Here is a 19,829-nt window from a genome sequence, read left to right on the forward strand (position 1 = left end):
CTTACGTTCTCATTAGAGATTGATTTGAGAGGAGGAACGAATTCCTCTTTCGCTTTAAAAAGCATCTCATGGGTTGGCAAGAGCCTCAAGGAAAGCACTTGACCCTCTTGCCAACCCATAAGAAGAAGTCAACAAGCGAAAGAAGGAGACACTTTAGCCAGCAGGCTCTATATCAAGACTGGTAAGGAGGCCGAAAAACGCTTCTCTTCTTAAAATCGGTTAAAATCAACCCAATACCTACGGGAAGTAGAGGAATTTGACAGTTTCGTTCATATCAGGAGGCTCACCGCACTCCCGCGGAAAGCGAGTGATTCCCCGCAGCCCCTACGCTCACACCGATATAAACTCTTCAACTATTATGTCCTTATTTTGAAGACTAAATATCAACAATCAACTTTAACAGAGCCAAAAGAAAAGACTCTGTATTTAGATTAGTTACTAAATTAAAAGCCTGCTCTATTACTTCATCGTTACGGATCCGAATCCCATAGAATTAGAGTCTTACAAGTGATGGATACTCATAAGAAAATTAGATATAAACACAGCAAAAAAAGAGCGGTTTTACCGCTCTTACTTTAGAAAATCCCCAATACTTTTTTCGTTTTCATTGGCGAAGGACGATCGGTATAAACCATCTCCCCATCTAGGACGACATGAGCGTTTTCCATGAACTGATAAACGACACTGGAACCAAATTTTTTCTCGATTTTTTCGTAGGCATCTGCCATGTGAAAGCCACGTTTTTTGGGGTGATGGGCGTTTGATGCGATTATATGGGTGAGATTCGCTTCGATCATTTGAAAAGCGAACTTCTTCGCGGATTTACCATTCTTTCCGACAATACTAGCGGCTGTCACTTGTGTAATTGCTCCATTTTTTACGATTTGATATAAAAGGTCAGGCTTTTGAAGGAATATACGATTGGTTTCTGGATGAGAGATGATTGGTTTAAGACCAGCCTGCTGCATATCTTGCAGCACGCGACTCGCATATGTAGGCACTTCGTGGTCTGGAAATTCAATGTACACATGGTCGCTCGTATGATTCATTGACAGAAGTTCATCTCGTTTGAGCGAGTCCATGACTTCTCCGGTCATCCTTATTTCCTGACCTGGCAGGACCTCCAGGGGAATCCCTTCATTCTTCAGTGCCTTATTGAATTGATCAACCTTTTTAACTATGGAACCTTTTGGATTCTTATATGCAGAATGCAAGTGGTGCGGGGTTGCGACAATCGTTTCAATCCCTTCTTGCACCGCCATACGTGCCATTGATAAACTTTCTTCCAAGGACTGTGGACCATCATCCACCCCAGGGAGAATATGACAATGAAGATCGTTCATACCAAACACCTCTTTTAATATATTTTGATTTTCCCTCTAACCAACGGACTACCTAACTCTAGTTCTTTATAAAGAACTTTAGTGTAAAAAAATTTCTTCCACTTTTTCATTTCAAAAAACAATAAAATATAAAGTTTAACCCGTTTTGAAACCGTTCTTTATTAAGAACTTAAGTTCATTATAACTGCCCCCCCTCAGTTTTAAAAACTGTAAAAACAAGTAAAAAACCAGGTTATTAGACACCTATAAGGTCCTTTCTACTCATATCTCGGATTATCTTACAATATCTTCTATTTATATTTAACATCGAGTTTTTCCACAAAAAGAAACGAGCAGAGTATCACCCGCTTCAAGAGCTATAATCGGATATTTTCTGTTTCACCCATTCAACCTCTTGATCCGGCACATTCAAATAGTAAATCCCACCAACCGTCGTACTTGTTCCTGTCATTTGATAGGTTGAAAGTTGTTTTTGAGCACTCTGGTAATGAAAGATTAAATCTTTCATTTCACTAAATTCAATATTCGTTGTCAGGTTCTCACTAAGTGCTTCCATCACTGCCTGAGCTTTACTCAATGCCCCAACATCGGTTGCCTTTTCAACTATCGCTTTAATGACTTGCCGCTGACGATCATTCCGTCCTAGATCCCCGTTCGGATCATAATACCTCATGCGTGCATATTCCAATGCCTGTTCTCCCCCCAAGGAAATCAAGCCTTTCTCAAAGTGGTATCCATCGTTATCCACCCAGTCCATCGTGTTATGGACAGTAATTCCGCCCAAAACATCAACGATGGATGCGAGCCCTTCCATATTCACTTTCATATAATAATCCAATTCGATATCCAAAAAAGCTTCTACAGTATCAATCGCCATCTCAGGCCCTCCGAAGGCATATGCGTGATTGATTTTATCTTCTGAACCAGCTTGATAACCATCCCCGACCATGAGAGTTCTCGTGTCTCTAGGGATACTGACTAAAAAACTTCGTTCTTCCTCAGGATCAAGTGTGAGGACCATGATTGCATCCGACCTCCCTCGATCCCCTGACCGCTCATCGACACCCAGCAGTAAAATGCTCAATGGTTCGTGTGATTTGACTTTTTTCTTCGTCAGCTGATGATCGATCGATGATACTTCCCGATACATCTTCTTATTCACCGTTTCTTCAGCTTCACTGTAGAGACTGAGAGCAAAAATGGTTCCTCCTGCGACCGATAAGAATAAGAGGAAAAGTACGATCGTCCATCTTTTTTTCCTTCTCTTTTTTAAGTTCCTCAATCGACTCACTTGTATTTCACCTCTCAGTCATTTTGCTTATTGAACGGCAGCTACGGACTTCGAGTATTGTCTTGGAATACTCAGAAGGACTTCACGGATTTCTTCATCTTCTTTCATTGATAGGTTTTCAATCGTTTTTAAAACGAGTTCAATATCAAAATCTACCGTATTCCCTACATGAATGCGTGGGTGGACTTGAATGTCTTTGATTTCATTATCATTCAAAAGTTCTTCATACAACTTTTCACCTGGACGGATGCCTGAAAAATGAATACCGATTTCCTGTTCTGTATAACCTGAAAGCTTGATCAAGTTCTTGGCCAAGTCTACGATTTTCACCGGTTCGCCCATATCCAAAACGAAGACCTCTCCCCCCTGTGCCAACGCTCCGGATTGCAATACTAGACGGGAAGCTTCAGGGATCGTCATGAAATAACGGGTCATCTCTGGATCCGTAACCGTTACAGGACCACCTTTTCTGATTTGATCCAAAAATAAAGGAATGACACTTCCACGACTTCCGAGTACGTTTCCAAATCGTACGGCTACAAACCTGGTGCCGCTCTTTTTGTTCAAATCCTGAACGACCATTTCCGCAATCCGTTTTGTAGATCCCATGACGCTGGTAGGGTTGACCGCCTTATCAGAAGAAATCATGATGAACGTATCCACACCAGAAGCATCTGCTGCATCTGCGACATTTTTTGTACCATAAACATTATTCGTGACCGCTTCGAATGGGTTTCTTTCCATTAAAGGCACGTGCTTATGAGCTGCCGCATGGATGACGACCTTAGGTCGATATTGACTCATCACTTTCATCATGCGATCCCGATCCTTGATATCTGCAATTTCGGTATAATATTGAATCCGGTCGCCATAGGATTCTTTCAACTCACGCTCGATCGTATAGATGCTGTTTTCGCCATGGCCCAGGAGAATGACAGCAGCAGGCTCAAATGAGGAAACCTGCCTGCAGATTTCTGATCCGATCGATCCCCCTGCACCGGTTACTAAAAGAATCTCACCTTGAATGAAAGATTTCATGGATTGTGTATCCAAATCTACCGGATCTCTTCCGAGCAGATCATTGAATTCTACTTTTTTCATATCATCAACTGCAAGTTTTCCCGTCACCAAATCTTCAATCATAGGAATCATCTGCGTCTCTTTACCTGTCTGGTGACAAGCCGCTTGTATTTCAAATAGTTTCTTTTTACTTAATGAAGGTATGGCGATAACAATATTGTCTATGTCCATATCCTGGACGTATTCTTCTAGATGTTCCACCCCGCCGACAACCGGGATGTTCAAGATGTGTAAAGCTTGTTTCAGAGGATCATCATCTATAAAAGCGACAGGGTTCAATTCGCAGGTATTTGATTTCAATTGTTTGGCTACGTATGTCCCTGCCATGCCGGCTCCAATGATGAGTGTTCGTTTTCCTTCCTTGTTGAGAGTCCCCTTGTTACGATCCTTATATAGTCTAAAAGAATACCTCGATGCTAAAATCATCAAGATCTGCATCATCCAAGTTGAAGCAAGGACGCGGTAATAGACGTCTGAGGAGATAAACGATTGAATGAGAGCGGCTGTAAGTACAGCGAAAGTCACGGATTTCACTAACACGACGACTTCTTCCGCGCTGGCATACTCCCAAGCACGTTGATAAATTTTATATATGGAAGCAAACACCAGATAACTCACCATCAAAGTCGAGGATAAAATAAACAATTGGAAGGTGAACACCGGAGAAGACGGAAACATGAACAGGGTACTGATGTAGATGGCAGCGAAAACGATGAACGTGTCTAAAATGCTGAAATAAACCAACCTTTGTTGTTTACTCATCAAACCACTCCCTTATCCTTGTTCTCCAGTTCTTAATAACGAATCATCCTTCATCACTAATGTTGAGGCAGGCTTAAACTCCAACTGTACTTTCGGCTTCAACATCGTCCGAACTGTTTCAATGACTCTCCCCTGGTCGAATTCGGTCATCCCTGTACCAGATGGGAGGCAGAGACCTCGTTTGAATAACTCATCAGAAATACTCCGGTCCTTCTCGTGTGTGTAATATTTGCACCCTTTGAATAAAGGTTGAGTGTGAAGCGGCTTCCACACAGGCCTTGCCTCTATTTGTTCTTTCGATAAAGCTTCAACCAACTCAAGCGGACCCATCCGAGTCCCCGGGGGCAGCAAGACGGTCGTCAACCAGCGTGTATGCAGACTGTTTTTGATTTCCGGCATGTAATCCAATGCTTTCAAATTCGTCTTATATACATCAAAAATCTTTCTCTTTTGCTGAACCCTTTCATCGAGAACTTCCATTTGCGCCAATCCGATCCCCGCCAAGACATTACTCAACCGATAATTGTATCCTTGCTGGTGGTGTAGATAATAAGGGGCAGGATCTTTCGCCTGAGTAGACAAAAACTTCGCTTTTTCAATGGCTTCTTGGTCATCAGAAACCAGCATTCCTCCACCTGAAGTGGTGATGATTTTATTTCCGTTAAAGGAAAACACTCCGAATTTACCGAACGTCCCGCTTTTCCTGCCTTGAAACTCTGCTCCCAGCGATTCTGCTGCATCCTCGATGACAGGAACTCCATACCGATTACATATTGCTGTGATTTCATCCATCTTTGCACTTTGACCATAAAGATTTACAACAATGACAGCCTTCGGTAATTGATTTCGGAGGAGTGCATCTTTGAATGCTTTATTCAAAGCTCTGGGAGACATGTTCCATGTGTCTTCCTCTGAATCGATAAATACCGGCTGGGCTCCTTCATACAATATCGGATTGGCGGTCGCAACAAATGTGAATGACGGGCAGAACACAGTGTCACCGGGTTTTACTTCCAGTACCCTCAAAGCTAAGTGGATGGCGGCGGTTCCTGAACTGACCGCAAGCGCATGGCCCACTCCAACATATGAGGCGACGCGTTCTTCAAAGGCATCGACATTGGGACCGAGTGGAGCGATCCAGTTGGACGTGAAAGCCTCTTGAATGTAGTGTTCTTCATTTCCTGTCATATGAGGAGCGGACAAATGAATTTTTTTCAGTCTGTTTTCCAATGAATATCTCCTCCTTTTGCTTTCTACGATTCAACCGACCACTTCTTTCTTCACTTCCGTGAGCGATGGGTGACGATAAAGTGGGAAGTAACTTTCCACCCCTCGTAACCCTGCCGTCAACTCCTGATAGATTTCTTTGTTATGAATTCTTTTTCCGATATGAAAAGGCCGGTCTCCATATTTGTTGAAACGTTTTTTGAATTTGAACAGACTATCCTCTCCGGCATATCCGCCCCCCAGGTGCAGATACTTTCTGCCATTCGACTTCGCCCATTGAGCTGCATAATCGATGACGAAATTGTTCGGGCATAACTTCAAGAATTCAGGATTGGATCCGACTAGATCGTAGTGTACAAAATCCCCGTAACTCATGAAAATCCCTGAGAAAGCGACCTCATTTTGGTAGACGACTTCTAGAATTTCTGCATGTTCACTTAGTAAATCTGCTTTATTTTGAAAGTACTCTTCTGAAAAATAATAGTAGCTGCTTGCCTGCAGTTTCTGCATCGTTCCGCGATAGATTCTTTGAAAATCTGCGTGGTCACTGAGTGGTTTATGAATGACTTTCAATCCTTTTTTCTTCGCCTTTCGAATACGGTTCCGATTGGGGCTGTCATAATGGCTCCATACATCCTCCCAATCGAGGGTCAAATCGATATGGATGGTATCCCTGAGGTGAATGGATTCTACATCGGTGTAATCTTTATGATTTTCAAGGAGCGGATGGAAGCGTAAGAACTCGGTCACGATCCCTTCCTTCTGACAAAACTGTTCGAAGATGGGGGTGAATCTTTCGAATAACTGCCGCCTGCTTTCACCTTCATCAGCGTTCGTTATCGGCCCCCCATATCCATAGGGTGTAGTGAGATCATATAAGTCTCCGTATCGTTCCAGTTTGTTATTCAGGAAAGGAATCTGATTAAGCGCTCTTTTTAGAAAAGGATAATAGATGAAACTATCTCCTTCCTCATAGACCAATAGAAATGCTTTCCCTTCCCCGTTTTTCTCATAGAGTTCCGCGTATTCCGGAGTGAAGTAAACATCCTTCCCGGGTACTCTCTCCAAATAGTGATGCCAGCTTTCCTTTTCAGTCGTATCATAAATATGAATAGTCATGAACTTGACCTCCTTCAGCAGGCTCATTCTTCTGCAATTCCAGTTTCCGTTCTACATCGAAATCCAGCATGCTTTGGCCAGGCACGTCTTCAATGTCCTCTCTTTTCAATACGAGTTTTATCGTTTTGAAAATAATCGCGAGGTCGAGCCAGAAGGATTGATTTTCTACATAATAGACATCCAGTTCAAACCTTCTTTTCCAATTCACATAATTACGTCCATGAACCTGTGCATAACCGGTGATCCCCGGTCGTACATGATGGCGTTTTGCTTCCTGCTCCGTGTAATAAGGCAGGTACCTCGGCAGGAGAGGTCTCGGTCCGATGAGACTCATCTCGCCTTTCAATACGTTGATCAATTGAGGGAATTCATCCAGGCTCATTTTCCTGATCCATTTGCCCACCTTCGTCATCCTCATTTCATCCGGCAGCAGCTCCCCCTCATCATCCAGTTCATTGGTCATCGTTCTGAATTTAAAGATTCGGAACGGCTTACCCTGATAGCCGATCCGCTCCTGTGTATAGATGACCGGCGCCCCCAGCTTCCACCTCACTACGATGGCGGTTCCTGCGATAATCACGGAGAACAAAGTAAGAATAAGCAGGCTGACAATCACGTCCAAGAGTCGTTTCATCTCCTCACTCCTTTGTCACATGCTCTTAAATTATTTTGTTTCGAGATTTATGATGGGTGGATGGCGGATTTAGAAAACGGATCGCTTTGAAAAGCCACCTTCACGTTTATGTCAGATTCGAAACACCCTTTGAAAAGCTTTTATAATGCAGGTTAGAACTGGTTATGCATGATGCAGTATTCCTTTCTAATCACCCTTTTCTCAAGCAGGATGATATTGAAAAATCAATTAAGGTAAGGGGAGCCGGGGAAGGGTGAGACTCCCGCGGGAGAAGGAAACAGGAAAGATCCCGCAGGGCTTACCCGAGGAAGCTTGCCGGTTCCCCCGCAGGAAAGCGAATCCTTCCCCGGCTCCCCTATCCCTCCCCCTGAACCCTTTATAAAACACATAAGTTCTTAATAAAGAACCTTAGTTTAAAAAAATAATTACTAACCTGTATTCCTATCCTCTTTCCCCTTCATCATCTGATCGATCACGAACACAGCAAGCATGGCTACTAAGTATACCAGTTTGTATCGGTGCCTCATCGATGTTCCGGCATTATCCACTCCGATTCCGAAGATGAAAACTGTTGTCAAAATCATGACCAACAGCCCCAGTAAAATCGGCTGGTTCATTACCTGATCCCTGAACTTGATAACCACGAGGATGAGAAGAACGAAATAAATCAATCCGTCGTAAGAAAACGATGCTGCATCTGAAAATCCCCTCCACCCCCACGGTAAAGGCGATGTAAGAAAGTAAAACATTTTGATCGGTGCGTACAGAACCACTTCCCATAAGGTATCGATATTGAGACTGGTCAAGTATGCAGAGCCTCCAGCATCTGTACTGTCGTTCCCGGAAGCGATTTTGTATAAGTCTTGGCTGTTTTCCATATAAAAGGCAAATTTCCCGAGGAACGGAATGTTTTTCATGGACACCACACTCATGGATAAAGCCGCCATAACAATCACTAGAAACGGAACGACCGAGCGGACGGAAAAGACCAGCTTTTTCTCTTCATGATTATAAAAAATGAAAAGGAACGCATAACCGACTAGAATTCCGATAACGCCTGAGTGAAGGACGGAACCGATGAGTACAATCGCGACCGCCGCTCCCATATAGAAGAGACGTAAACTCTGATACCATTGCATAAAACAATAGAACGACAGGACGACCAGCATACTGATCAAGGCTTCTCTCAAGAGGATGCTTGAAAAGATGAGAGCTGATGGAAAGAAGGCCATTCCTGCTACACAGTAATTTTGTACGACAGACTTGATGTTCCATTCCTTTAGAATTTTCAGGACGAGGAGCAGTGTGGTCATCCCGATCAGTACATTAAGGTAATGGCCCATGATTCGATCTTCCGGGCCAAGAAAGAAGAGTACACCGAGCACTTTCGAATATAATCCCCCATAAATATCAGAAGTGAGGAGCGACAAATCACCGGCAATCTGCATACCAGAGGCTAAATAACCTTCTGTATCCGTTCCACTGTGGGGCAGTTCGTATATATGCCTTCCATAAATATCCCATAGTAGAAAGCACATCCTTGTGAGGAATCCGGCAATCAGCAGAAGACTGAGCGTCATTTGATAACGTGTCAGGATGAGCAGCATTACGATCGAATGCAAGGTAATGAAAAGGATTGCCAGGGATGGTTCCTCAAAAAACAAAGGCTTGATAAGAAAATAAAAGAACAGACCTCCTGCGAATGTCCCCCATATCCATGTCACGCATGCTCCCCCCTTTGTTTAGAAATCGAATGTTGCTGATATAAAAACAGAGCCAGTATCAACCCTCGGACGATCAGTTGGATGAGTTCTGCCACCAACAAGGCATAAGCAGCTCCATTCAATCCGTATGATGGAATCCACAGGAAGGAAAGGACCGCAATGATCAGCATCGTCACCCCATTGATATAGGGCTGGACTTTGAACTTCCGGGTTGCGAACAGAGCGGTTTCGATGAATTTACCCAAATATTTGATAACCCCTGCCACCATCAAAAGGAAAAACAAATGGTTATATCCTTCGTACTCACTCGTGTAAAGAAGAGACAGGACGTCCCCGCCATAGTAGTAGACAAATCCGACTGCCAACAGTCCGCCCAGCGATAAGAGCAGAACGAGCACCGTGTTCAATTGAATGAATTTCTTCAACCGGAATGCCTGAAAGTCTTTCGACATCCGGGGAAGCACAGCATTACTGATGGCAATGACAACATTACTGCCTGCATGAATGATGTAGAAGATCGCCGCATAAAACCCGAGAGCTTCCACTCCTTGAAATGACTCGATGAAATATCTCGGGATGTTGGCTACCAGTGAATCGACCAGAAGGGCCAGACCGAGTGGAAGGGTTAAAAAAAATATCGCCTTTTGGTCTTTCCGCTTCCACTTCCATTGGATGTGAGTAAAATTACGTGTCTTCCGGTAGTCATAAACGACAAGAATCACCAGCCATCCAACCAACATTCCGATGATAGAGATAAAAAGATCATGGATCACAATCATCAGCAATGAAAATAAGCCGAGGGACAAAATCCCTTTTAAAATCAAAGACTTGGCTACAAGATCCATCCGCTCCTCTTTTTGCAGGCGGCCGTGCAGGATGTCGCTGATCGAATCGACAGCACGGGCCAGGCTCAACAGAAGAATGACAGTCATGGTGTAGAATTGATCGGAATATGCAATGGAAACGATTCCCATGATGAGGATGAAGCCGACTGTCGTATAGACCCTTGAAGTAAAGTATTCACTGAACGAATATTGATTCTGATCATCCGAAGCAACCGCAACCCTCAAGTTGAAACGCATCAACATCATGACCGGAGCTGTCAGAGCAAGACCTAAAGTGAAAATCCCGACCATTTCCGCTGTACTGAATTTTGCAATCACCACCAGGATCCCCCACTGGGAAAGCGTATAGAGGACAATGCCGCTCACGTTCCATAAGGAGTTCATTTTCAGTGATAACTTTTTCCCGACCGCTGCCTTCCTATGTTCCGAAGTATTCAGATGCTCTTTGACCTGATAGGCCCGCATCAGAAGATTCCTATACCTTTCTTTTTCCTGATTGGCGTCGGCCTATCGGTCAGAACCATTTCTCCGTTCAGGACATAGTGCGCATTTTCCATATACTGATAGACGAGGGAGTTGTCGAATTTCCTCCCGATAGAGTCATAGGCGGCTTTCATGTAAAACCCTCTCTTTTTCGTATCATGAGCATCTGATGCGACAAGGTGGGTCAAATTCGACTTAATCAATTGAAACGCAAACTTTTTAGCATCTTTACCGAACTTTCCAATCAGGCTTGCGGCCGTCACTTGGGTGAAAGCCCCGTTTCTTACCATTCTAAATAACAGGTCAGGCTGTTTTTGGAGCACTTGATTTCTTTCCGGATGGACGATGATCGGTTTGAAGCCTTCCTTTTGTAAGTCGAAAATCACTCTTTCTGTATAACCGGGAACATCCATATTCGGAAGCTCGATGAAAAGATAACCGCTATCCCCATTAACAGGAAGGATTTCCCCTTGCCGATAAGCCTCCCAAAAGTCTGCGCTCAGCCTGGCCTCCTGCCCGGGTAGAACTTCAAGTGGGATTCCCTCCTGCTTCAAATGTTCATTGAAATCTTCAACTTGCTTGATAATCGAAGCTTTTGTATTCGTATAGCGTGTCGTGAGATGGTGGGGTGTTGCCACAATCTGGTTAATTCCTTCTTTTACAGCTGCCCGCGCCATCATTAGACTCTCTTCCAGCGTCTGAGCTCCATCATCTATGCCGGGAAGGATATGGGAGTGTAAATCAATCATTTCAGTTCACCTCTTTTCTTGGTGCATTTGATCATGAACCATAATAGTAATAATGATCAGAACCCTTCTCATTGACATCATTCAAGACAGCTCCGAAGTAGTTCAGTTTGCATGACTTCAATAATTCGACAGCTTTTTGGACATTTTCTACTGATGTTTTTTTGCTGCGGGTGACGAGTAAAGCTCCATCGCACATTGTAGCGAGCACCTGAGCATCCGTAACTGCCAACAAAGGGGCCGTATCAATCATGATCAAGTCATAATGTTTCTTACAGACACCCAGCAGCTTCTTCATCGCCTGGGAAGCCAGCAGTTCCGAAGGGTTCTCCGGGATCGTACCTGACGGGAGTAAATCCAGCCCCTCGATTCCACTCTGCTTGATGTAATGCTGTTTACTGCCTCGGTGACTCCCTTCAAGGACATTACTTAACCCGATAGGATTATCCAGGCGGAAGGTGTGGTGAAGGGTCGGCCTTCTCAGATCGGCATCAATCAACAAAACTTTCTTCCCCTGCTGCGCAAAGGTGATGCTCAAGTTCGAAACGGTCATCGATTTACCTTCAGCCGGGCCGGCAGATGTCACTACCATCGTTTGAATCTCTCTATCTTCTGAGGCGATTTGGATATCCGTACGGATGGAGCGGTACTGTTCAGATATCGGAGACCGAGGTTGAATTAACGTCACTAACGTCCGGGCTTTTGAGTCAACCAATCTTTTCGCTCTTCTTGACAACATGGAGGTGAGCCCCTTTCTGACTTCGAGTCCTTTGCGATGCTTCCTCATTCATTGATTTCAAGTCTTTCTCTTCCACTCTTGAAATGACCCCTACGACAGGAATATCAATGCATTCCTGCAAATCACGTTTCGTCTTGATGGAAAAGTCCATATACTCCTTGAAGAGAGCGATAGCAACACCGAGCATGATTCCGAGCAGTAGTCCGATCGCTATATTAAGCATCGGATTCGGTGCGACTGGACTTGGATTTTTTTCTACTTCAGCGGTTGATAAAATACGGACATTATCGATGTTCATCAAATGCGAGATTTCATTTTGGAAAACATCCACCGTTGCGTTCGCTATTCTGACCGCGCGTTCGTGACTATCATCAGTGACCGTGACGGCAACAACTTGGGAATCTTCTGCACTCGAAACATCCAGCTGCCGGCTCAATTCCTTATCGGACATCGATAGGTTTTCTCGATCGATGACTTTATCAAGAATGGCCGGACTTTTGATGACCACATTGTAGGTGTTGATCAACTCGACATTCGTGCGGATTTTTTCAATACTGACTTCCGAAAGTCTTTGTTCGTATTCGTCATTCACAATGAATTGTGAAGTTGCCTCATAAGTGGGTTGAATCACGTAGAAGCTGAGGATACCAGCCAATGCCACTGTAAAAACCACCGTCAGTCCGATCGTCCATCCCCTCTTTTTCAATACAAGGAAAACATCTCTGAACGATTTATCCATCCACCCTCTCCACCTTTCGAACTTGAATGTATAGGAACTGCTTAGTTCTTTAAAAAGAACGATGAGTGCTAAAAAAATATCGAGTCCACAGATCGATACTTCAGTTCATTATTGAGAACTTTTTTTCATTATACGTCTAGGTCAATCGAAATAAAAACATTATATAGAACGATTTTTATACATATTTAGGAGTTACAAGACATTCCCCCATAGAATTCTTCAATATTCTCACTTTATCGAGCTTTTATATTCCATATAACGAACGAAACGTTAAATTTTTTTCATCTGTGTCTGATAATCACCCAGCATCTCTCCCCAAATCGTCGACTGCTCATACTTTTCACAGACGACCTCTCTGCCATAATCTCCATGCTGGCGGCGGACATCTTCATGGTTCATATAAAATTCAACTTTATCAATGATTGCTTCAACGTTTCGTGGCGGTATAAGAAAACCATTTTTTCCATCTTCTACAGTATCGACGCAGCCGAGGACTTCGCTCGCGATCACTGGTGTCCCCATCGCCATCGCCTCAATGGCTACCATTCCGAACCCTTCCCGGTACGTCGGAAAAACGAGTACATCCATCAGTGCATAATATGGAGCTGCATTTTCAACTGTGCCTGCATAAATGATTTCCGGGTCTTCTTCAATGGTTTGAAGCACTTCTTCCGGTAACCCATGATGGTCCTCCATTTCACCCACAACAAGCAGTTTCACTTTCTTATGCCTATCCTTTAACTTGTGAAAAGCTTCTACCAGTTCAGCGACCCCTTTATCTTTGACCAGTCTGCCCACAAAGCCGATGACGAAGTGGTCGATAGAAAGCTGATAATCCTTGTAGAATTCTTCAATAGGGTAGGTGGAACGCTTATACCGGTATTCGTAATCGAGACCATTGATTGACCCGTTTTGAATCGTCCGGATTTTTTCGGATGAGATCAGCTTCTGTTCGATTGCATATTCTCTCAATGACTTGCTTACAGCGTAAGTCTGTGTGGATAAGCGGCACGTCAACTTTTCTGACCACTTTAGAATATTTTTCTTCATTCCAGTACGGGTGGTATAGGTCAATCCGTGCATATGATAAATCCTTACCTCCACCCCCGCTAAAAAAGCGGCGATCATCCCTAGAAGTCCAGCTTTCGGGGTATGGACGTGAACGATATCGAATCTATTTTTTCTTAACAAAATCCAAAATTTCCATAGAGACTTCAAGTCTTTGAGAAGAGAGATCTCTCTTCTCATCGGAATTTCATGCTTCGTAATTCCTTCTGCTTCAGCGAACTCATCGAGCTGTCTGCCTGGTGAGGAGAGTATGTGTGTATCGAAGCCATGATATTTGAAATAACTCAGCTGATTTTCAAGAAATGGTAGAAACTCCGGGACTGTAGCCACGTGAAGAATCTTAGGAGATCCTTGTGCTTTTTTCATTATCGTTCACTCCTTGAATGGAATTCATATAATCCGACGCATCCGGTCCCTGAAGGACAAAAGAACGATCTGCATTTTCCACGAGACTCTTAATTATATTCATCTCATTTTTATACGCTTCTTCCAAGGTGAAGGAAGGATTGAAGTAGGTGAACGCTGCTAAAAGTGGTGACTTCATGTAATGAAATCGGTATCCATTCAATTGTAGAACCTTTCTGTAAATCTCTTTTGAATCTTTTTCTTCCATATTTATATTCGGAGACTTTTCCAAAACAAAAATTTGACTGCATTTGGACCGATGAACGATCCGGTTGCTTTGATTCCATATATGGATCAAAGACGGACGCTTATTCTTCAAAAGCTCCAGAATCGGAAAGATCTCGAAGCATTTTTCCTTCCATTTCGATGCACTTGATGAGGATCTGAAGGTGGAGGGACGATAGGAACACGTCCAGGGGACGGCATAAATATGCTCACCGTCCGTGATGGATAAATCTTCTGATATATATCTGGCTTCAAAGTCCGTACAGGCTTTCATGCTGGTGAGGGTTTTCCCTGTGTTCGGTGGAGCGAAAGTCAGTGTCGTTCTGCCATTCAACTCGAAAGCTGCTCCATAAAGCGGTGCATAACCTTCCTTCAATAGTAGATAAGCAGCTAAATCCGTCAATAATTCATACACCGAATGAAGATTGATGAAACGAAACTTCACATACTTGTAATAAGCCGGGTTGATGACGAGAGACGGATGGGAGGTATCTGCGTTCACAATTTTCCACATCAGCTTTTTGTTGAAGACAAGGTCTCTTACATAAACCATCCCGTTAGACTCTGGGATATGGTAAAAGTAATGAAAACTCTCCCGCTCCCCTAAGTCTTCCGGCAGCTCAAAGTCTTCGACGATCACTTCCAACCTGATTCGGTGCAGTTCGAATTCTTCTTCATTGATTTGTGGCATCGCTGAACCGAAAGACCAGTTAAACTCATGGACATTTGTTTTAACCGCAAGCAAGTTCTTTACTGCTTCAAAATAAAACACTTCCTCACCACCATCTCTCTCTACATTTTTGTTCTTGGAAAAGAATATGAGAATCATTTCGTTCATTATTAAGAACTTAACTTTAGTATATGGGGATATATCTCATTTTAAAACACGCAAAACAGGTGGTTTTTCCTATTATAAGATGATTATCCATGTGTATCCGTTCATTATCTTTTGTTTTCTTACATTACCTACTAATTTATTCGTTTTAAAGCACGGAAGCACAATGAATATGTAAGGGGGGATAGGGACAGTGAAAGGGTTCAGGAAAGACAAAGAAAGGTGGCGATGAATAGAACGCCACCTTTTGAAGAGTCGATTAAAAAGCAAAAGAGGAGACTATCCCATGTATTAATTCATACGTGCTACTCTGGCTTAATCTAAAATATTCCCCACAACTTTTTAGGCCTTATCATAGAAGGGCGATCCGTATAAACCATTTCTCCGTTGATGATGAAGTGGGCATTCTCGGAGAATTGATACATCAAACCTGCCCCGTACTTTTTCTCAATCTTTTGTAAAGCTCCGGACAAGGAGACTCTTCTTTTTCTCGTACCTTGCGTACCAGAAGCAATGACGTGGGCTAAATTGGCCTCGATGAGCCGGAATGCAAAGTCTTGGACGGACTTGCCGTTCTTGCCGGTTAAGCTTCCAGATGAAATTTGAGTGATTGCTCCATTCTTCACCAGCTCGTACAAGATATTCGGATTCTTTTGAAGAGAAGAATGACTTTCCGGATTAGCAACAATCATTTTATATCCATAAGACTGTATTTCCTGCGCCATGTTTACTGCATCTGCTGGAACCTTTTGAGGAGGCAGATCCACCAGTACATATCCACTATCTTGATCAATCGTAAGGATTTCATTTTTCTCAAATGCTTCCTCCACCTCGGGACCGAGACGCACGAGTTGTCCCGGCAGTACCTCTATAGAAATTCCTTCAGCTTTAACCGAATCATTTAACTCTTTCACTTTTTTCAAGATCTTAACTTTAGGGTTTCGGTACTCAGGATGAAGATGGGAAGGAGTGGCTATGATCTTATCAATCCCATCATCAGCTGCAGCACGGGCCATTGAAATACTCTCTTCCATAGTTTCCGGTCCGTCATCCATACCAGGGAGGATATGACAATGCAAATCAATCAACATTTCCACCTCTTTATAAGTTAGTATATTGGAGCTTGAGACATGAATTCCATTAAATTACATCTATAGTTATAAGTTCTATTCCCCATTTTTGTAAAACTAAAAGAAAAATCCGTGCAGAATAGAATCTACACGGATTTCTGATTTCTTATAGGATATTGGTTGTTCTCTTATACCCAGAAGGGTTCTTTTGATGCCATTCCCAGGCCGTAGCTATTATATCCTTCATCTGAGTATACTTCGGCTCCCAGCCAAGTTCCTTTTGCGCTTTGGCCGAGGAGGCGATCAGTTGAGCAGGATCCCCTGCCCGTCTTGGGGCAAGCTTTGCAGGAATGTCATGGCCGGTAACTTCACGTGCAGCCTCAATCATTTCTTTGACGGAAAATCCTTGTCCATTCCCCAAGTTGAAAATGCTGGATTCCTTCCCTTCCTGCAGGTGGTCCAGGGCGAGCATATGCGCATGGACCAAGTCGATGACATGGATATAGTCACGGATACATGTGCCATCAGGTGTTGGGTAATTATCTCCGAAGATAGAAATGTGCTCTCTCTGACCTAAAGCCACTTGTAAGATGATCGGTACAAGGTGGGTCTCCGGCTGGTGGTCTTCACCGATATCAAATTCAGGATGAGCACCTGCGACGTTGAAATAACGAAGGACAACATGGCGGATGCCATGCGCCTGTTCGGCCCATTTGAGCATTTTTTCTACAGCCAGCTTCGTTTCTCCATAAGGATTGGTCGGTACGGTCGGAGCCGTCTCGACAATCGGTACTTCTTCAGGTTCACCGTAAGTGGCGGCGGTAGAAGAAAAGACGATTCGATCGACGTCTTGAGCCGCCATCACTTTCAGTAAATTCATCGTGCCGTAAACGTTATTCTCATAATATTTCAGAGGATCTTCCACACTTTCTCCTACAAGGGAACTTGCAGCGAAGTGCATGACGGCATCGATGGAATGGTGCTCAAATAATTTATGTAAATCTTCAATATTCCTCAAGTCTCCATTTACAAACGTCGCTTTTTCAAAAACGGCCCCTTCATGCCCCGTCTGCAAGTTATCGAGAATGACGACTTCATGACCGGCTTTCAAAAGTTCTGCGACTGCATGGCTTCCTATGTATCCAGCGCCTCCACATACTAAAACGTTCATTGAAAAACTCCTTTATGAAAATAGATTCGTTACTATTCTAACACTTCATGAAAGAATAGAACGACTTTTCTATCATTTTAGTAATTTACCTGCCTGCTCATCTACATATACCGTTACATCCGGGTGTTTCTGAAGGGCAGTGATCGGCCAACTTTCACTGTACTCCCCATGCACCAACTGATAGATCGCTTCCGCTTTTTCTTCTCCACTGGCCAATACGACGATTTTTTCCGCATCCAAAATCGTTCCAATCCCCATTGTAATCGCATGGGTCGGTACATCTTCCATCGAGTCAAAAAAACGTGCATTCGCTTTTCGCGTCGAAGGCTTCAATTCCACACTGTGTGTACGGCTGTCAAAGGGAGTTCCCGGCTCGTTAAAACCGATGTGCCCGTTTTTCCCGACGCCTAAAAGCTGAATGTCCAGTCCTCCAAGTTCCTGAATCTGCTTCTCGTAACGCTCGCACTCCTGTTCTATACCCTCGGCTGTTCCATCTGGAATAAACGTTTGATGTTCTGATAGTCCAAGAGGTTGATAGAATAACTCCCTCATAAATGTATGATAACTTTGGGGGTGATCCCGGTGCAGGCCTATATATTCATCGAGATTGAACGTTCTCAAATGGGAAACATCCACAAGGTTGGACTTCAGCCTTTCTACGAGTTTTTCATAGAATCCGATCGGGGTACTTCCTGTCGCTAACCCTAAATGGAGATTTGGTCTGCCTTTGGTGGAACAGTAAAAGAATGCGGCGGTTTTTGTGCTCATTTCTTCATAGTCTGAGACTTGTATGACTTGCATAGGGATTCCTCCACTCTCTATAATTTCGCCCTTTACATTTTAATGTCTACCCTGCCGCATTAAAGAGTAACCACTTCAGTAGGAGATTCAAAGGTGTTTGGTCGATAAATCTCCTTTTCCGCTTATAAAATAGAATTTTTGATCGATAAATCACGAATTCCGCTGATAAATGCCAGCAATTGGCTGATAAACTTAATAGGCTGTCCCTCTGCAATACGTCTGCTTTATATTGAAGTCCTTATCCATAATCACCAAATCAGCATCTTTTCCTGCAGCGATACTCCCTTTCCGATCATCTACTCCAAGTGACTTCGCCGCATTCCAAGATGACATTTTCATCAAATCCAGTGGACTTACACCTAATTGAGACATGTTCTTTACCGCTTCATTCATCTTCAACACACTTCCAGCGAGCGTCCCATCTTCTAACCGAGCTTCACCATCTTTCAGGTGGACGTGCTGCCCCCCTAAATCATAGGTGCCGTTTTGCAGACATTTGCCCCTCATCGAATCCGTGATGAGTATCATTCGATCACTGCCTATGTTTTTATAGGCGAGCTCGACCATTTCTTGAGCTACATGGATTCTATCGAAAATGATCTCTGCCATTAAATCTTCACTCAAAAACACCGCTCCAACAACGCCTGGCTCACGATGATGCATTGGGCGCATGGCATTGAATAAATGTGTAGCGTGCTTTAATCCGTTCTCTGCAGCTTGCTTCACTTCTTCGTATGTTGCATGGCTGTGGCCGATAGACGGGATGACCCCGGTATCGTTCAAGTATTGTATAAGCTGGTGGTCCTGATCCTCTTCAGGTGCCAGCGTTACGACACGGATCAAGCCCTCTGCCGTCTCCTGCCATTTTTTGAATTGATCGACGGAAGCAGGTCCGATGCACGATAAAGGCTGGGCTCCTGCATGCTTTTTATTGATAAAAGGTCCCTCCAGATGGACTCCCAGCATTTCAGCTCCAATCGAATCGGTCTTTTTGAATTCAGAAGCATTCTTCAGCGCCTCACTAATCCGGTCTTCCTCATCGGTGATGGTCGTCGCTAAAAAGCTGGTAGTCCCTTCTTTCGGTAACGTTTCAGCCATCGTTTCAAGAGCTTTAGGAGTGGCGTCCATCGTGTCTGCCCCGGCAGCGCCGTGGATGTGGATGTCGATGAATCCCGGGAAAATGTAGTCACCTTTATCCAATTCGACCGCTTCGTCTATATTTGAAGGATTAGACGGCTGTCCATAACCAATCTCCTCTATTTTCTCTTGATTGATAATGAGATAACCGTCACGGATAACTTCTGTTTCGGTCACTATGTTTCCACCTAACAATAACCTCTTCATTCAAGTCACCTGCCTTCTTCGTTCTACTAACCATAGAATAGCAACCGTAACGCTTGATGTATATACCATTCTAAGTTCCTAATAAGGAATAAAATAGATTCCATATATATTATATACATCCAAAATACGCTGTGATACATTCGTGTGTAAGCGTTACCAATAATAGATTTGAATTTAG

General features: G+C 43.6%; 17 protein-coding genes. All 17 read right to left on the reverse strand.

Annotated elements, in window-relative coordinates; genetic code table 11:
• Positions 1-575 precede the first annotated feature (575 nt).
• The gene (locus LCL89_RS13940) at positions 576-1,343 is read right to left on the reverse strand and encodes a tyrosine-protein phosphatase (RefSeq protein ID WP_224810581.1); all 768 of its coding nucleotides are present in this window, start codon (positions 1,341-1,343) and stop codon (positions 576-578) included.
• A 349-nt stretch (positions 1,344-1,692) separates the two neighbouring features.
• Positions 1,693-2,634: an LCP family glycopolymer transferase gene (locus LCL89_RS13945; RefSeq protein ID WP_224810582.1), complete on the reverse strand. Its 942-nt coding sequence runs from the start codon at positions 2,632-2,634 to the stop codon at positions 1,693-1,695.
• Positions 2,635-2,661: 27 nt separating this feature from the next.
• Positions 2,662-4,476, reverse strand: coding sequence for a polysaccharide biosynthesis protein (locus LCL89_RS13950; RefSeq protein ID WP_224810583.1), 1,815 nt, complete (start codon positions 4,474-4,476; stop codon positions 2,662-2,664).
• A gap of 12 nt (positions 4,477-4,488) precedes the next feature.
• Positions 4,489-5,664, reverse strand: a complete 1,176-nt coding sequence (locus tag LCL89_RS13955; RefSeq protein WP_404813435.1) for a DegT/DnrJ/EryC1/StrS family aminotransferase — start codon at positions 5,662-5,664, stop codon at positions 4,489-4,491.
• A 72-nt stretch (positions 5,665-5,736) separates the two neighbouring features.
• A complete protein-coding gene (locus LCL89_RS13960) occupies positions 5,737-6,822 on the reverse strand; it encodes a lipid II:glycine glycyltransferase FemX (RefSeq protein WP_224810584.1) in 1,086 nt (361 codons plus the stop codon).
• A complete protein-coding gene (locus LCL89_RS13965) occupies positions 6,803-7,456 on the reverse strand; it encodes a sugar transferase (protein ID WP_224810585.1) in 654 nt (217 codons plus the stop codon). The genes LCL89_RS13960 and LCL89_RS13965 overlap by 20 nt, the downstream gene beginning before the upstream one ends.
• Positions 7,457-7,884: 428 nt before the next feature.
• Positions 7,885-9,180, reverse strand: coding sequence for a hypothetical protein (locus tag LCL89_RS13970; protein WP_224810586.1), 1,296 nt, complete (start codon positions 9,178-9,180; stop codon positions 7,885-7,887).
• Positions 9,177-10,490 (reverse strand): lipopolysaccharide biosynthesis protein, encoded by a 1,314-nt coding sequence (locus tag LCL89_RS13975; RefSeq protein ID WP_224810587.1) that lies wholly within the window; start codon positions 10,488-10,490, stop codon positions 9,177-9,179. Before LCL89_RS13975 ends, LCL89_RS13970 begins: the two co-directional genes overlap by 4 nt.
• Positions 10,490-11,257 (reverse strand): tyrosine-protein phosphatase, encoded by a 768-nt coding sequence (locus tag LCL89_RS13980; protein ID WP_224810588.1) that lies wholly within the window; start codon positions 11,255-11,257, stop codon positions 10,490-10,492. Before LCL89_RS13980 ends, LCL89_RS13975 begins: the two co-directional genes overlap by 1 nt.
• Positions 11,258-11,288: 31 nt before the next feature.
• Positions 11,289-11,993: a CpsD/CapB family tyrosine-protein kinase gene (locus LCL89_RS13985; protein WP_224810589.1), complete on the reverse strand. Its 705-nt coding sequence runs from the start codon at positions 11,991-11,993 to the stop codon at positions 11,289-11,291.
• Entirely contained in the window at positions 11,962-12,732 is a 771-nt protein-coding gene (locus LCL89_RS13990) for a YveK family protein (protein WP_224810590.1), read from the reverse strand. The genes LCL89_RS13985 and LCL89_RS13990 overlap by 32 nt, the downstream gene beginning before the upstream one ends.
• Positions 12,733-13,002: 270 nt before the next feature.
• The gene (locus LCL89_RS13995; protein WP_224810591.1) at positions 13,003-14,166 is read right to left on the reverse strand and encodes a glycosyltransferase family 4 protein; all 1,164 of its coding nucleotides are present in this window, start codon (positions 14,164-14,166) and stop codon (positions 13,003-13,005) included.
• Positions 14,141-15,268, reverse strand: coding sequence for a hypothetical protein (locus tag LCL89_RS14000; protein ID WP_224810592.1), 1,128 nt, complete (start codon positions 15,266-15,268; stop codon positions 14,141-14,143). Before LCL89_RS14000 ends, LCL89_RS13995 begins: the two co-directional genes overlap by 26 nt.
• Before the next feature lie 317 nt (positions 15,269-15,585).
• Complete coding sequence (locus LCL89_RS14005; RefSeq protein WP_224810593.1) at positions 15,586-16,356, reverse strand: tyrosine-protein phosphatase; 771 nt, start codon at positions 16,354-16,356, stop codon at positions 15,586-15,588.
• Between the two features lie 145 nt (positions 16,357-16,501).
• A complete protein-coding gene (gene galE, locus LCL89_RS14010) occupies positions 16,502-17,506 on the reverse strand; it encodes a UDP-glucose 4-epimerase GalE (protein ID WP_224810594.1) in 1,005 nt (334 codons plus the stop codon).
• A gap of 72 nt (positions 17,507-17,578) precedes the next feature.
• The gene (gene nagB, locus LCL89_RS14015) at positions 17,579-18,307 is read right to left on the reverse strand and encodes a glucosamine-6-phosphate deaminase (protein WP_224810595.1); all 729 of its coding nucleotides are present in this window, start codon (positions 18,305-18,307) and stop codon (positions 17,579-17,581) included.
• A 192-nt stretch (positions 18,308-18,499) separates the two neighbouring features.
• A complete protein-coding gene (gene nagA / locus LCL89_RS14020; RefSeq protein WP_224810596.1) occupies positions 18,500-19,651 on the reverse strand; it encodes an N-acetylglucosamine-6-phosphate deacetylase in 1,152 nt (383 codons plus the stop codon).
• Positions 19,652-19,829: the final 178 nt, after the last annotated feature.

The sequence above is a fragment of the Halobacillus yeomjeoni genome, assembly GCF_020171525.1.
Classification (GTDB): domain Bacteria; phylum Bacillota; class Bacilli; order Bacillales; family Halobacillaceae; genus Halobacillus; species Halobacillus yeomjeoni.